The following is a 15,268-nucleotide window of genomic DNA, read 5'->3' on the forward strand; positions in this document are numbered from 1 at the left end:
GCGCAATGGCGTGGGAGAGTCGCGACGTGGAACACAACGAGCAGTTGCCGGGCCGTGAGGCGCTGAGTAGTGCCCGCCGGATAGTGGTCAAGATTGGCAGCGCGCTGCTCACCAACGATGGCCGCGGGCTGGACGAAGCGGCCATCGGCGGGTGGGTGGATCAAATTGCTGCCTTGCATCAGCAGGGTATCGATGTGGTGTTGGTCTCTTCGGGAGCCGTGGCGGCAGGCATGGTGCGCCTAGGCTGGCAGGCGCGCCCCAGCGCCGTGCACGAGCTTCAGGCGGCGGCAGCCGTAGGGCAGAACGGGCTCACCCAGTGCTACGAGCAGCACTTTGCTCGCCACGGCATGCTCACTGCGCAAATTCTGCTTACCCACGACGATCTCTCTAACCGTAAGCGCTATCTCAATGCGCTCTCGGCGCTGCGTACCCTGGTGGAGATGCGCGTGGTGCCGGTGATCAACGAAAACGATACCGTCGTCACCGACGAGATCCGCTTCGGCGATAACGACACACTGGGCGCGCTGGTGGCCAACCTCCTGGAAGCCGATGCGCTGCTGCTACTCACTGACCAGGAAGGCCTGTTCGATGCCGACCCGCGTCATGATCCGTCGGCCACGCTGATTGCCGAAGGGCGAGCCGACGACCCGCGTTTGGCCGCCGTCGCGGGCAGCGGTGGCGCGCTGGGGCGCGGGGGCATGAGCACCAAGGTGCGTGCAGCGCAGCTCGCGGCGCGCTCCGGCGCGGTGACCGTGATTGCCAGCGGCCGCCAGCCGGACGTCATCACCCGCCTCATGGGCGGCGAAGCGTTGGGTACGCTGCTGCGCCCGGATCAGGCGCCGATGGCCGCGCGTAAGCGCTGGCTAGCAGGGCAGCTACAGGTGCGCGGTACTCTGGTGCTGGATGCGGGCGCGGTCAACGTGCTGCGCGACAAAGGCTCCAGTCTGCTAGCCGTGGGTGTACGGGACGTTCAGGGCAGTTTCAAGCGTGGCGACATGGTGCTCTGTGTGGATGAACAAGGTGCCCGCGTGGCCAAGGGCTTGATCAACTACGGTGCCGATGAGGCGCGCCAGCTAGCAGGCCAACCCAGCCATCAGATCGAAGCCATTCTCGGCTACGTGGAAGCCCACGAGCTCATCCATCGCGACAATCTCGTGGTGATCTAAACGTTAGGTTAACCGCGCCGTTTGGGCGGCAGCGGTATTTGGTGCGGCCAGTCGTCGGGCACCACCATCAGCCGCGTTAGCGGCCTCTCTTCGTAATGCGCTCCCTCCTGCTCTTTCTGTGGATCGTACAGCATCACTTGCTGCGGTCCGTAGCGGTCGACCTGTGCCATCACGTCTGGCATCCGCTGTTTGGCAGCGCCAAAGGCGTCGAGCGGTGGAGGGGCTAACCAGTGGGGCTTGGTAAGTCTGGCGAGCTGCAGCGCCGTGCTGTAATGCTTGGCGACACTGGGCCAAGCATGCTGATGGCACCACCATCCACGCCGATGCTCGGCCGTGGCGCCCGCGGGGGGCGGCAGCGTTGCGTGCCAGGGGTAAAACAGCACGCCAGGAAGGGCTAGCCGTTGAGTGAGCCGTGCGCTGAGCGTTGTCGGCTCTGCGATGTCACGGGGCGCTAGCCAGTGCGCCATGGCAGTCTTTGCCTGAGGCGTACGGGAGAGCGGTAGCTGATGATGTAAAAGATGGCTGTACTTCAGCGCTAAGCTGTCCAAGCCCCCGGGGCCAATCCAACGACTTTGGCACGCGGCGTCTCCTGGCCCTTCAGGCAGGCCGAGATAGAACTTGATCGCCACTTCCAAATGAACCGGAGCCGGGTTTTCCCGAGTACGGTAGAGCATGTCCAGCTCACCCAGGGTGTTTCGTCGATGGGTAATGCGCAGATTGTGGGCCAGCAGGCGAGTGTTGGGCGCGTTATCCAGCAGCAAATGCCAAAGCCGCTCATGGTAGTGCCCCATGCGGGTGGCGAGCTGGCCATCGAGCGCGGCGACATTGGGCGCTAGTGTTTGCAACCACGCCTGCTGCCCGCCATCGAGACCCAATGTGGCATTGCTGGGGCGGCCGGGGTAGTTGCCCAGCGCCACGAGGTCCGGTGTTGCCAGCAGCCACGCCATATCGCGCAGTACGGCGTGGTGAATCCTATCGCTGACACCTTCGGCAGAGGTCGTCAAACGTCTCTCCTATCAAGGGGGCTCGAGAGGCGACTGAGTCAGCCGCTTGCTGCTACGCTAAACACAATACCTCGTGATGCCAATAAAATCCCTACCGAGCAAAGGAGTGTTGCATGGGCAGTCGCAAGTCGAAAAAGAAAACGTCTAAAACGCACAAGTCCTCGGCGATAACGTCCGCCAATCATGCGCCACAGCAGCTAACCCCTGAGACGGGCGCCGCGCTATTCGAGGATGCTCGCTCGCGGCTTGAAACGGTGTTCAAAGCGCTGGAAATTCATCCCGATGCCCAGGCCCGGCTGATGCAGCCTAGCCTCTCGCTGCAAGTGAGCGTGCCGGTCCGTATGGACGACGGTAGCTTGAAGGCGTTTCCCGCTTGGCGGGTGCAGTACGACACCAGCCTCGGCCCGGCCAAGGGCGGCGTGCGCTTCCACCCGGATGTGAATCAGCATGAGGTGACTACGCTGAGCTTTTGGATGGCCGTCAAGTGCGCCGTAGTGGGGCTGCCCTATGGCGGGGGTAAAGGTGGCGTGCAGGTGGATGCCAAGGCGCTATCGTCATTGGAGCGTGAGCGCTTGGCGCGCGGCTATATCCGCGCTATTGCCGATATCATGGGGCCCGACCGTGACATTCCCGCTCCGGACGTAAACACCGATGCCACCGTCATGGGCTGGATGATCGATGAGTACGAGCAGATTCGACGTGCCCAGGCGCCCGCAGCGATCACCGGAAAACCGCTCTCACTGGGTGGCTCGCCGGGGCGCGTCGAGGCCACGGGGCGCGGAGCGCTCACCGTACTGGACCTATGGGCTGAGCGCGAGGAGCGCACGCCCGAAGAGACCACCCTCGCCGTGCAAGGATTTGGTAATGCGGCTTTCCATTTTGCGCGCCTGGCAAGCCAGCGTGGCTATAAAGTGGTCGCGGTCTCCGATTCGAGTGGCGCGATCTACCATGCCGACGGGCTGGATATCGACGCGGCGAAAGAGGATAAGCAACAGCACGGCAAGCTGTCCAAAAGCCAGCAGGGCAAAGCCATGTCGGGGGATGAGTTACTGGGGCTGGAGGTCGATGTGCTGGTGCTCGCCGCGCTGGAAAATCAGCTGCACCGCGACAATGTCGACGAGGTGAAGGCTGGCGCGGTGCTCGAAATTGCCAACGGGCCGCTCACTAGCGAAGCGGATACCGCACTGGAAAAACGGAACATTCCGGTGCTGCCTGACGTGCTGGCGAATACCGGCGGCGTCATCGTGAGTTACTTCGAGTGGCTGCAAAACCGCGCTGGAGAAAAATGGCACGAGAGCGAGGTCAATCAGCGCTTGGATGACCGACTTGGCGATGAAGCCAAGCGAGTGCTGCTCAGGGCGGAAAAAGAGCAGGTGACGTATCGACAAGCCGCCTATCGCCAGGGCATCGAGCGGATTGCGGAAGCCATCATGGCGCGAGGTAACTGCCAGGACTGCCGCTAGTCAGCGAAGCGATACAGCGCAACGTCAGCGGCGGGCCCGAAGGCCCGCCGCTGATGGAGTGTTAGCCCCGGGGTGCTAACGAGAACGTGTATTACTCGAGCGATCAGTCGCGATCCATCTGGGTCACTTCAAAGGAGCCCTGGCGGAGGCTCAACTCTAGTTCGCGACCGTTCTGCTCTCGGCCTTCGACGTCGATGATGCCGCTTTTATCGATATCGATGCTTTCGAATTCGGTCATGCCTTCTTGGCTCGCGGCATTGAGTGCTTGGCGAACATCCTCTTCGCTCATGCCCCAAGCACCGGTAATCAAGCGCTTACGTTCTTCCTGCAGGGTGTCGCCGTTATCGATGGAGAAATCCACCTCGGCGTACCACTCGTCGTACTGTTCTAGGAGCTAAAAACATAAGGTGCGTGAGTGAGTGATGCTATAAGCTGTTGTTTTATATAGCATAAAATTTATTTCGAGTGTGATTTGATGCACTATTATTCTAATAAAAGTAACTTTAACTGCTGAGCAGAGGTTTTTACTCTTTTTAAGGCACTAAAATTCTTAATGTTAGCAGGAACGTCTATTGAGCCGTTCTTTGACAGGTCCACAACGTATCAGACCACTTTTTGGCTATTTCGTTGTTATATTTCTTCATGCCATAATTAATACTCGGCAATTATGAGCGAGTCATCCTCAAGGGAGGCGAGGCCCTAAAGGTGAGCCTAAGTCATTCCTACTGGTTCTTCTGTCGAGCCACCTAAGATCTATGCGTGATATACGACTTTGTCAGGAATTTCAGATTAGCTACTTTACCCAGCAACCATGTAAATGCCCACTTTCTCCTTTTATCTTAAGTATAAATTAATTCTTTAAAATTAAATCTTTGAAGTTATAGTTATTATAAAGCGACGACGAGTGTCGAGTCTTTAGGATTATCACCTGGAGAGGTTATATCAGCGACAAGAGGTACTGCCGGTAGTATTGAGAAAAGCTCAGCGTCAGTAATGAAGCCTCTTTAACTTGCAGTTCGCTCTTTCTATTCTGGCCTTTTACGGAAAGGGAGTTTTCTTCTCTTTCTTTTGCGCCCTCGGTATTGCCATTGGCGTGCTCAGCGTGGAATTTAGTTAGACGATCATTAAGCGTTTTTGCCTGCAGCGTGGATTGATCCTCGGGAAGATCATTCGCGATTCTTTGTGAGTATTTACGCAAGGTTGGCTCAGCGATCACGTAAAGCCACGCCTCCCGATCCTCAATCCCCATCTTTCTTAAAATACGGCCAAGAACCTGCCTGTAGTGAAGCTCGGTGCGAATGCGACTGAGGTAACAGCACACAGAAAGTCGCTGAATATCAGTGCCTTCAGAAATCATACTAACCGCTACAATCCAGCAGGTGTTGTCATGCCGAAACCGGTCGATTAGTTGCTGAGCCCGAGGTATTTTACTGGTGACCACGACATAGCTTTGATGCTTGGCATGCAGTAGCCCAGCTATTTGGTGGGCATGCTCAATGTCCGTCGCCACCACTAGTCCCCCTGCTTGAGGGGTCTTTTGTCGGGTTTCACTCAGCTGCAGAATACCTATATCCAGTACAGCATTGAGGATGTCGTCATGTCGCAACAGGTCTTCGTAGCTAACAGGTGACTCACTGAGTAGTTGAGAGAAGCATGAAAACCCTCGAACAGACTCGGTGTTTTCTTTTTCCTCGACGAGCCTGATTAGAGGATTATCGATCAGCGTAATCCGCGGGGTTCTGCACACACCCTCGTTCACAGCACTTTGTAGGTCATAACGATAGTCACAGATCAGCTGCCCTTCTGGATTGGAGTAGCGTGCCAACGCAATAGGAAGGTCATCAGAACGCCAAGGGGTTCCAGACAAGCCGAGTGTATAAGTTGCTTGCTCCTGGATATTCCGAATAATCTGCTGCCCCCATGTGTTACTAAGGAGAGGATCATGACCTGCGCAGTGATGAATTTCGTCGAAGATAGCTAAAACACGGAATTTTTTAAAAATATCCCAAAATTCTTCCTGCTGATATTCCATCGACTGGTACGTATAAGCGGCGCCTGCAGATGCAATGACGTTTCCAAAGCGCTGATTTAAAACAGCAGAAAACGTGCGCTGCATACCTGCAACTACCTCCCGTGTAGGGGCAAAGCAGATAACGAAGTCGATAAATTGTTCTTCAAGTAGCCACCTGGCCAATTCGGCAGCAAGACGCGTTTTCCCGCTGCCGGGGGTTGCCTGAACGAAATAATCACGGTGACTCTGATAGTGTGCTTTGGCCTTATCTAAACAATCCACCTGCCACTTCCGCAGTGCAATCATGAGTCACTGAGGCGGCCTATGGCCTTTTCTAAAGCGCTGACATGGCCTAAAAGACGTGAGCTACGCTCGTGTGCACTGCGGTAGTCAATTGAAAGGCTATTATTAAGCTCTGGATGTTCCTTCATAAGCTGCTGGAAGGCCTCCACTTCACCTAAAGATTCCAAAAATCGGCTTTGCGCCTCATTTAACTTTTTTTCCAATACCGTGTAGCTATTAGCAGGCGCCTTCAGTGCTTGCCTGTTTTCTTCGCTACTTGGCTGGCTCGAATCATTGATGACTGGCTCATTCGGTGTTTGAGGGTGTGTGCGCTGAAGCCACTTGGCAAAGTCATCTTCAGGATTGCCAAGATCAGCTTCCAGCAGCGCAGCACCCACATGGTACAGCTGACCGCGCTTACGTCTCTCGCTGTCCTTCTCAACAAAATGAGCCTTAACCAGCTTTTTGATTCGTTCATAAATGAAGCGTCGCAGTGGTGCTTTGTGTACAGGATTAACGCTGTATAGCTCCAGATACTGATCCCGAAGGCTTTGAACACAGAATGTGGAGTTTTCTGGCTTCAGCAAGAGCTGAATGATTCGCCGATCTATGCTCGGGAGGTTACGGGACATGGGTATGGGCATCAAAGGAGTGAAAATACGGATTATAAGCCGTGGCTTGATAGGCCGCAACGCTCGATAGTTCATGCCTCATGACCAATGAGGCAGATATGGAAGAGCTGGCATTCGCTATCGGGAAAAATATTAGAGAAAAGCGCCGAGCGAATGGCCTCCCTCAGGATCGCTTTGCATTAGTAGCAGGCATTGATCGTAGCTATATGGGAAGGATCGAGCGTGGAGAAGTGAGCATCACTATTGAGAAACTGTATAGGATCGCAGCGGCCTTGCAGTGCGAGCCGACAACTCTTCTCCCTAGGATGTCTTCCGTCAGCTTGCCAGCTCCTCAGAAGTCAAATAAAGATGGACGTAACCAAGGCCGATAGCCTTTTCGAGATTAGAATTTATTCGGTAGCCGCTTGATGTGGCGTTGTCACACAAGTCATGCACAACAGTAGCCAAACATATATAAAACTAGCGACTACCACTCTCGCTAACTTTTTTCATTAATTTCAAAATCTTATCACTATCCTAAGCTGCTTCTACAAAGCGCCACTTTGCTAATACTTAGAATTCGTCTTCATTAATTAGCCGAAACACCATTCGCTTAGCATGACTCAGGTCACTCTTAGCCAGGACGTGCCAATCGTATACTTCGCTTCCCGGCACCATTTCCTGCCCCACTGCACTACGGTCTCGCTCGAAACGAAACCTCGTTCCAGCAGGTGACTGCCACTCAACAACGTTGTCACCGCTAAAAACCGGTTTCAAATCACTTATTTTTCGTATGCCCACCGTGGCTGCCTCTTTCCAATATCAGAATTTTTTGTAATCCACTTTCTTGAGAAACACTAACTCGTACTATCCTATGCGGTAGCCTAAATCATATTCACTCATCGCTGAAAAATGATGCGACACGAAAACATTCTTACAGCCTTAGGCGGCCTGGAGCTGAACCAAGCGATACCGTGCACCTGTGATTCGCTCAACCAGCCGTGAGAACCGTCAAAGCTCTGCCAGCGAAGCAATCACTCTGGCACCTGAAGAACGACATTCGATAGGAAAGGTAGTTCCTTAGATACTAGAATCGCGCTTATCGGTTCTAGAAAGCGAACAGCCGAAAGATCATGAGAAAGACTGGAAGTGCTGCATTATTAAGCAAAGAAGGCGCTTGTCAGGGTGGCGATCATTCGTTTGCTGACTGCGTTATGGCGGCCCCGCCGCTCTTTAATCATTAAGGTAGGCTATCGAAGTGGCACCTATTGAACCTAAACAGAAAAGTATCGAAGCTATTCCTGACCCATCAAACACATCAGGTAAAAACGAGCAACCAATCAAGGTGAATCAAGAGCTTGAGCGACTGAGTAGAGTCGCACACACCAGCATACTAGCTCTACATGTGTGGGAGGATGCAGACGCCGCTATTACCTGGCTGTCCCGGCCTAACCAGTCGTTGAACGGCCAAATTCCGTTGGTACTTTGCGAGACTGAATCAGGTAAGAAGCAAGTGCAGCGCGTGTTACATGCTCTGGAGTGGGGCAGCCCTCCATGATTTATTGTTTAGCATGGACATCATGTGTGCGGCAAATAACGGCCAAGAGCGGACGTTGAGGCAATGCTGATTAACGTCTAAGCTAGATTACGGGGCGTTAGCCGCGTCCGGCGGAGCGCAAAGCGCGGAACAAACTTGAGCGCCTAGTTAGCCTCATGACCTGGCTCCTTTGTTCCAGGTCGCTACCACTCTTCCTCTATAAAAACCTGCCGCAAAAGCGTTCTATCAACGGATTGCGGCTTTTCGAACCACTCCCCCTTTGGGTTCGCAAAATCCGAGTATATCGTCGTCATTAACGCATCTGGGCTAGTCTTACGCCCATGAATTTGCTCAAGCGACCGACTTCGCGGCTCCCAAAGGTATAGTTCGCCAGGGAGTTCCCTGAATTGGTCACCATCGTTGCCAAACATCACTACACCACTGGTCTGCATTTCGACCACTCCATTTCGTAACCGCAGATCATTTCGTGTTCGAAACTCGACTGTTTCGCTCACAAACGCACCCCATCCGCTATTTACTTCACTGTATGGCTTGTCTAAAGCCAAGTGCACCCCACCGTTATCAAGCGCATAGACTTTAACTGACTCGCCGAGTGTTCCTGTCCCTGTGATTGATATATATCTCACCATTACCAGAGAATGCGGAGACCCGCCCGTGTCTTCAATGAACTTTATATCACGCACACCTAACGGATATTCCGAGTCTGCTAACACTACCCCGCCGCTCGCTGAATCAATGAAAATCACAAACCCTTCGATATTATACTGGTCGACGGTTGATATAACCGTGATTCCACCGACTGTTTTCGCAAGCAGATTGGCGTCAAAATCCATCGGTCTCAGAATATACTGGAAATCTTCACTCTTATTTCTGAGGTACTCGCGCAATGCCTCATATGCCGCTTTAGATTCACCCGTCTTTTGTTTTGATATCACCTGAACCACTGTAGCGAGGTCACTCCCCCCAAATACTGGCTTGGCGAATGAATAGACAGACTTTCCAAATAGAGTCAATTTCTCAATGGCTTGGGTCACATTAGCTAAGGCAATGATAACCACTCCCACAACAACCACAAACGACAAAGCTTTGTGGTTCTTCAGTTGGCTCAGAATAAAATCTACTTTGCTTTTATCGCTCAAGCTTCGCACCTTTTCTCAATTACAATGCCGCCCACGTGAGATGCTAGCGGCTCATATAGGATGGGCATTCTGGTGTTCTATTCGATGCATGGCTAACGCCGCCAACACGTGAAGCTTTGAAGTGGAGACGAAGCCGCAACGGAAAAGCTGTCGCTGTGCTTGGCTTTGTTAGCGCCAGTATCCGGCTCAAAAAACATTAATAATCAACCTTAAAGAATAAACTATATAAATATTTTCATAAAACTAAACTGGCGAAATAGCAAACGTTTTAATTGGCTCCGAAGCGTGAGCAAAATCACGCCTGTCAACACAAGTCATCTCGGCAATGAGGTAGTAGTTGCCACCAGTCTGTGCCTTGAACTTTTCAAAAAATTCTTTGGAAACTGTGAAATACGTTCCGAAAGAGTTTCCTACACCTCCGTGATGGACTGGATACCATTGGTTTACCCAGTATCTCCAAGCTCCATTACTTATGCTGCCGCCGAAATACTCTACGCTAGATTCGCTTTGGTTTACTGTGTTGATTGGTAAGTCTCCTACGGAATAGGTAGGTCGAAAATAGCCTCTCGATAGCCAATCAGTTTCCCACCTACCAAAGGAGGAAGGCCAGGTCCATTTGGCTAAAGGAAATATGCCTCGCTCAGAATTCCGCGCATGATCTATTGAGTCAAAAATTAACTTAGGGTCGTCAATTTCAGGACTTTGAAGAGCGAACAGAATGACCTTTAGATCAAGACATACGCCAGTGTGGTTTCTTAGTATGGGACCGTTGGCATGAAGCAATATTTCATTAGGATCAGCGGCAAAATCTAATAAATATCGCTCAAGTTCATTCTGTCCAGGCAAAGAATCATCTTTGCTCAAATTGCCAACTACGGGCCAGCTGTAGGGTGGATGGGAAGGAGATAGATTTACAGCAATAGAGCCAAATGGTAGTGCCTCTAGTGCATATGAATAGCAAACCTCGGAAGGGATTGAGTGCTTGTGCATAGCATAAGCTAATGTACGAAGGAATGCAGACACTATGGAGGTCTCTGCACGCCATGAGAAGCTTATTTGGATTTTATCCTGACGGTAAAACTGATCGCCGCAAAAATCATATGGGTCGAACATGTAGCATGGTCTTCTTTCCCATACTTTCTCCCATTCAAGAAGGAAATGCTTCTCAAGCGGTACATTGTGCTCCTTTTCAAGCTCTTGAATAATAGCTATAAATCTCAAGGGAACGCCGTTGGCAAACTTGTCATACTTGGCTTTGTTTGGAGTTAAGTTATCGGAGAACATAGAATAGAGAATTGATAAGTCATCTCGGTCCCCACCCATCAGATCTAATGACGTCAATAGTGTATCGGAAATAGTTGAAGGGTATTGAATTGCTTTTGCAACCTCTTCTTCGGTAAAGGGGGGAGTTTCGACTAGCAACAATACAGATAAAAAATCTACGATATCAGCCTCGTAGGGTTGCTGATTCAAATAATGTAAATATAAGGCGCGAAATTCGATATTTGAGTCATCTTGCAAGAGGGCTGCTATTTGCTTGGCTGTTAGGAGTCGGGCGTATCGATCGGGCCACTTGAAGTGCAATAGAGTTAGATGGAATGGAACATTCTGGATTGGTACAGGGTCGTCATACCAATACAGTTTGGTCAAAGGAAGATGCGCTATATCACCTTCAAGGCTAGTTACCATAGTTTCAGTGATCTCTGCCGCTAGGGCAATCTGTCCTGCTGAGACCAAATAAGTAACAAGCTGAGTAGAAGGAACGATTATATTTTCATCCCTCTGTAGGCTGGAAGAGCCTGGTGCCATCGTGTCGCGAAGGAGGTTTTCCCAATGCCTGCTGTAAGTATTGCCATACTCCCTTAATGCCTCTTCTGATCCAGAAGAAAAATAAGGGCTCCAGCAATTGTTTAGTTTGATATTCCTGACAGCCCACTTATAAGCAGCCTTCTTTCCCTCGGTATTTTTACTTAGCAAGAAAATATGATGTAAGCAGCTATTCAGCTCGTAATCTGATTTTCTTTGGTCATAGTAGTCGCTGAATGTAGTGAGAATGGAACTCGCTTGGCCTTGAACAGCCCAATAGTTAATCCAGTCCGAAACAAACTTTTCACGGATCTGGTATGAAACAGAATGTAAGGCCGCTGCCAAATCAGTGAGGTTGGTGGGGTGTATAGTAGATGCTTCAGGACATTCTGTTTTGACATCTTCGTTAGTGGAAGAGCGCTCTCTTGGCGATGGAGGCATGCCTCCAAGAACGTGGCACTGATCTTCGAAAATACCTCTAAGAATATCATTATCTGTGCTTCTTTCATCTAATGCTTTCATTGCATCAAATGTTGTAATGCATCTTAAAAAAGAGTGCTCTGGCTGCGTAGAAAGTGGAAATGACTTTACGAAACTTTCAAGTATTAGATGTGTTATATGCCAATTTTCTTCTGATAGATGATACTCAAATTCGTCTACCAGGCGTTCTGGGTTGTGCTTTGCCAATAATTTAGTGAACCATCCTGGAATATGTCGAATTTCTCGCTCTGAAAAATCAAAGACATCAGTTGTGAACGTTGTTACTCGTTCTAGCCAATCAGAAACTTGGGGGCAGTTTGAATCAGAGCATTCCTGTATCGCCTCAAACACCTCATGTAATGTAATGTCTTTTCTATGGCCATAACCGACTGTATTGAGCGCGGTACGTTCTAGAAATTTCGCGGCTTCATCGTAAAGGCCAAGGTTGACTGCCAACTTTGCCAGATCAAGACTGTCATTTGCCAATGTTGCAGTATCATCTCTACGGAGTATCTCGGCATCAAACAATTTGGAGAATTCTAGAGATGCAGCTTCTTTAGGGAAATTGAAGATTGAGTTTTGAGTGGCAACATCGAAAAATACGCGAGAATCCCACCAAATACTTTTGGACAGGGCGCCTAGCTGATCTTGATTGAGGTTTCCGAATTCATCAAGAGAGTTGCATAAGATATTTAGATGAATCGAGATTTTGGCTAATACCTTTCTAATACTGAATAGGACTGCGGTGATTTTATAGCCCATTAAAAAATCATCTGGGCGCTCTAGAATGGCAAAAGAATCATACAAATCAGACATCTTTAAATCTTTGCCTTGCTTTAGGGTTTTAGCAGTATTCAATGATGCAAAACGGAACGTTAACCATGCGTTTTTGAGAAACTCCTGAAGATTCGTTGGATTGGTGAACTTCGGAGTTTCAATGTCTGGGCAATTATTGAAGTTTGATACGAGTGTGCTAAAAAAGTATTCATAAAACGGAAGATGGCGGGTGTCTTCATACTCAACAGGGCATTCAATTTCTTCAAGTGCGACTATTTTAGGTTCGTTTCCAGCTAAAAGTTGATAGAGCAAATATATGCTGGACTTCGCGTCTCCAACTTTAGGGTTAGTGGCTTCGAGTGCGGCGCCTTCAACACTTGCCGCTAAAACTATTTCATCGTAGATGATCGGAGCAATATCTTCTGGAATTTCAAAGCGGGATAAATCAAGGAGTAAGTGCCTATGCCCATATTGAACAAGTAGCTCAACGATTTTCAGGAAGGAAGAAGCCTTATCATTCAGCCTGCTATAGAAATCGTTTATGCGCTCTAAATCAGGATTGTTATAGCTAGTCAGCGTATGAAGATAGTCATCGACTAGAGCGTTTAGAGTCTGGTAATGATTTGAGTCTTCTTGGCGGGCATAAAAACGAATTCTTCGATAGATTTCCTGGGCACAGGCATCAACGACCCTTTCGTCTTTGTCTTGGAAATGTTTGGCTACGATTGCGATTTCATTGTCTGAAATAATTCTTAGATTGTCGGCTCGCCAAAGAAGACCGAAATTGTCTCGCGAGATACTAAGTGAGCAATCGAGAAAATCACTGAAGTCCTGAATCTGAAACTGCGGTCCATTCAGCAGTCTCATTTTTAATATCCGTAGTCTTAATAGTTCTGGATATAGACTTCTTTCAAAAGCGATGCGTTCGGCGATGTTAAAAATGTGCTCTATGTGCTCTAAGGGGTAGCCCTTACAAAGCGATTGTACCAGCCAGTCTCTAGTGGTTCCTTGTAATAGCGGGGCTTCATTCCCTAGATTGGCTTCAATAATCCACTCCCAGCCCCACTTCCAATACTCAGGCGCATGCGTATTGATCCACGTTTGAGAGATTCTATTTAGCCTATCTCTTGATTGAGCGAAAACATCCTTACGCTTTAAATATACGAATAGACTGCTATGAAAAGGGTTTATACCACTTAGTCTCTGCTCAACGAGGTGTTGAATTTCAGAAAAGCTGTTTTGAAAAATAAGGCTGTCGTGTAAGCAGTAGCCTAGGTGGGTTTTGTCTGGCCAGGAAAAATCGGCATTCGCTATAAGAAGAAGAATTTCTTTTGCGCTCTCAGAAAGCTTCACCCATAAATGCTCGTAGTACGCATGTATGTCTCCGTCTGGGCAGGTCGGAAGTTTCTCCACATCATATTTGTTTATTTTGTCATTTTTTAGCTGCAGGCTATTCAGGGAATAAAGAATATGGAGAGGGTATCCATGAGAAATGTCCAACAACGCTTGTGATATTTCTACAATTTCACTACGTTGATGCTCATCATCACCAATTATATTAAGTTCTTCGCTAGACACTAGGAAGTCAATTCTTGACTTAATTGCTTCAAGACCCATGGGGGGGATGTCTAGCCAGGATTTATCCCTTGGTGCTGAGCGTAACAGTGAATTGGGAAGATGCGAGTCGCTTATCGGCTGCGTTCCGAATAGCAAAGAAACCTTATCTTTGAAGGGGATAATCCGATTAACTAAGTGTTCGAGTTGGCTTATATCTGATCTTGCACGATAAACATGATCTAGCCCATCAATAATGATAACTAGGGTTTTGTTGTCTTCCGCAGCTGTATCTGCCGCCTTACTTATCCAGGCCTCAAGCTGCTGGGGGTCAAATTTTTCACTATCGAAGTCGTTGGGATAAAGGGTTTTGATCTGACTTTGTAAAGACTGAGCTGCATTATTAAAAGCAACCCTGTCGCCTATAAATTGGGGTGATAAATAGTAGTGGTGTCTAATTACAGGTGTCTTCTTCTCAATTAGTTCGTCAGTTAAGAATGATAAATATGTGCTCTTTCCCATGCCCGGAAGGCCTGAGATAACTGAACTACCTTGCTTGGCTGTTCTATTCAATATTTCGGTATGAAAATCGTCTGTGGGAGGTGTATAACCGCCTGGAATTTCAAAAAACTGGGAAATTGTTTTTCTAGTTCCCAGAGATAAGATTTCGTTTATATGTCTAAGATAAATTTTGCCATCTGGTGATGGTTCGTTTTTTCTTGTAGCCCAGCGTTCAATAGCTTTCAATAATTGAAGCCAGCTTTCATTGCTAGCATGGTCTGGTACAAGTGAATCATGTAGTTTAATTTCTAAGTCATCAATTTTCTTTTGGCTATGTTCAAAAATTAGTGTTGCGAAAAAATCCCTAGCCTTTTGTTCTGTTCCTAGCTGGCCAGATATTTTGGACTTAATATCATCTGGTATGAGTGAGTAATCTACTTTGTCTTCTTTTAGACAATTTGAAACAATCTGGTCAGGTATTCTGTTTGTAATAAGTTTGGCAATAGATATTGTGCTGGAAGTACCAAACTTCTCGATGTCGGCAGACCATTTTTCTATAAGAGATGTGCCATTGCTCTTCTTCTTGAGTAGCCAGTCAAAATCTAAACGCAAATCTTCACGTTCAGAATCAATTGTGAATTTGACTTGGTAGAGCTCATATTCTCCATTGGCTGTACAGCAAATAACATCATCAAGGCTCTTGACATGGCCAAGCCCTTGATTAACCTCTATGCTCATCCATTGATACTTCTCTGGTTCGTGAAACCAATTTATCAGTGTGCGAATACACATAAGGTCTTGGTATGTGTATCCAACGCGAGTTAGTTGTGATGGTTTAATTTTAGAGGATGTGACCAAAAGAAAAATCCTACTTATGACTTCGGCTCGCTAACAGTGTGTTAGACGGCGCGTTTTA

General features: G+C 48.8%; 10 protein-coding genes. 4 read left to right on the forward strand and 6 right to left on the reverse strand.

What is annotated here, in order from left to right:
• The first annotated feature begins 5 nt into the window (after positions 1 to 5).
• A complete protein-coding gene (gene proB / locus GYM47_RS01345; RefSeq protein WP_231125607.1) occupies positions 6 to 1,166 on the forward strand; it encodes a glutamate 5-kinase in 1,161 nt (386 codons plus the stop codon).
• 8 nt (positions 1,167 to 1,174) lie between these two features.
• Here proB and GYM47_RS01350 read toward each other — a convergent pair whose 3' ends face one another.
• Positions 1,175 to 2,170, reverse strand: coding sequence for a DUF1853 family protein (locus GYM47_RS01350; protein ID WP_331250797.1), 996 nt, complete (start codon positions 2,168 to 2,170; stop codon positions 1,175 to 1,177).
• A 113-nt stretch (positions 2,171 to 2,283) separates the two neighbouring features.
• Here GYM47_RS01350 and GYM47_RS01355 point away from each other — a divergent pair, with 113 nt between their 5' ends.
• The gene (locus tag GYM47_RS01355; protein WP_153843206.1) at positions 2,284 to 3,633 is read left to right on the forward strand and encodes a Glu/Leu/Phe/Val family dehydrogenase; all 1,350 of its coding nucleotides are present in this window, start codon (positions 2,284 to 2,286) and stop codon (positions 3,631 to 3,633) included.
• Positions 3,634 to 3,736: 103 nt separating this feature from the next.
• On the opposite strand, the gene GYM47_RS01360 is transcribed toward GYM47_RS01355, so the two are convergent.
• From GYM47_RS01360 to GYM47_RS01370, 3 genes are all read right to left on the reverse strand, one after another.
• Positions 3,737 to 3,994: a PepSY domain-containing protein gene (locus GYM47_RS01360; RefSeq protein ID WP_153843205.1), complete on the reverse strand. Its 258-nt coding sequence runs from the start codon at positions 3,992 to 3,994 to the stop codon at positions 3,737 to 3,739.
• A gap of 576 nt (positions 3,995 to 4,570) precedes the next feature.
• Positions 4,571 to 5,950 carry a DEAD/DEAH box helicase gene (locus GYM47_RS01365; protein WP_153843204.1) on the reverse strand — a complete coding sequence of 460 codons (1,380 nt, stop codon included), beginning with the start codon at positions 5,948 to 5,950 and terminating at the stop codon, positions 4,571 to 4,573.
• A complete protein-coding gene (locus GYM47_RS01370; protein ID WP_153843203.1) occupies positions 5,947 to 6,558 on the reverse strand; it encodes a hypothetical protein in 612 nt (203 codons plus the stop codon). The genes GYM47_RS01365 and GYM47_RS01370 overlap by 4 nt, the downstream gene beginning before the upstream one ends.
• A 98-nt stretch (positions 6,559 to 6,656) precedes the next feature.
• Here GYM47_RS01370 and GYM47_RS01375 point away from each other — a divergent pair, with 98 nt between their 5' ends.
• Both GYM47_RS01375 and GYM47_RS18545 read left to right on the forward strand, forming a co-directional pair.
• Positions 6,657 to 6,929, forward strand: a complete 273-nt coding sequence (locus GYM47_RS01375) for a helix-turn-helix domain-containing protein (protein ID WP_153843202.1) — start codon at positions 6,657 to 6,659, stop codon at positions 6,927 to 6,929.
• A gap of 1,013 nt (positions 6,930 to 7,942) precedes the next feature.
• Entirely contained in the window at positions 7,943 to 8,095 is a 153-nt protein-coding gene (locus tag GYM47_RS18545; RefSeq protein WP_422822689.1) for an antitoxin Xre/MbcA/ParS toxin-binding domain-containing protein, read from the forward strand.
• 182 nt (positions 8,096 to 8,277) lie between these two features.
• Here the strand turns inward: GYM47_RS18545 and GYM47_RS01385 are convergent, their stop codons facing one another.
• Together GYM47_RS01385 and GYM47_RS01390 are read right to left on the reverse strand one after the other, a co-directional pair.
• Positions 8,278 to 9,234 carry a hypothetical protein gene (locus GYM47_RS01385; RefSeq protein ID WP_153843201.1) on the reverse strand — a complete coding sequence of 319 codons (957 nt, stop codon included), beginning with the start codon at positions 9,232 to 9,234 and terminating at the stop codon, positions 8,278 to 8,280.
• Positions 9,235 to 9,477: 243 nt separating this feature from the next.
• Positions 9,478 to 15,090 (reverse strand): ATP-binding protein, encoded by a 5,613-nt coding sequence (locus GYM47_RS01390; RefSeq protein WP_168444419.1) that lies wholly within the window; start codon positions 15,088 to 15,090, stop codon positions 9,478 to 9,480.
• Positions 15,091 to 15,268: the final 178 nt, after the last annotated feature.

It is taken from the genome of Vreelandella piezotolerans (assembly GCF_012427705.1).
Classification (GTDB): Bacteria; Pseudomonadota; Gammaproteobacteria; order Pseudomonadales; family Halomonadaceae; genus Vreelandella; species Vreelandella piezotolerans.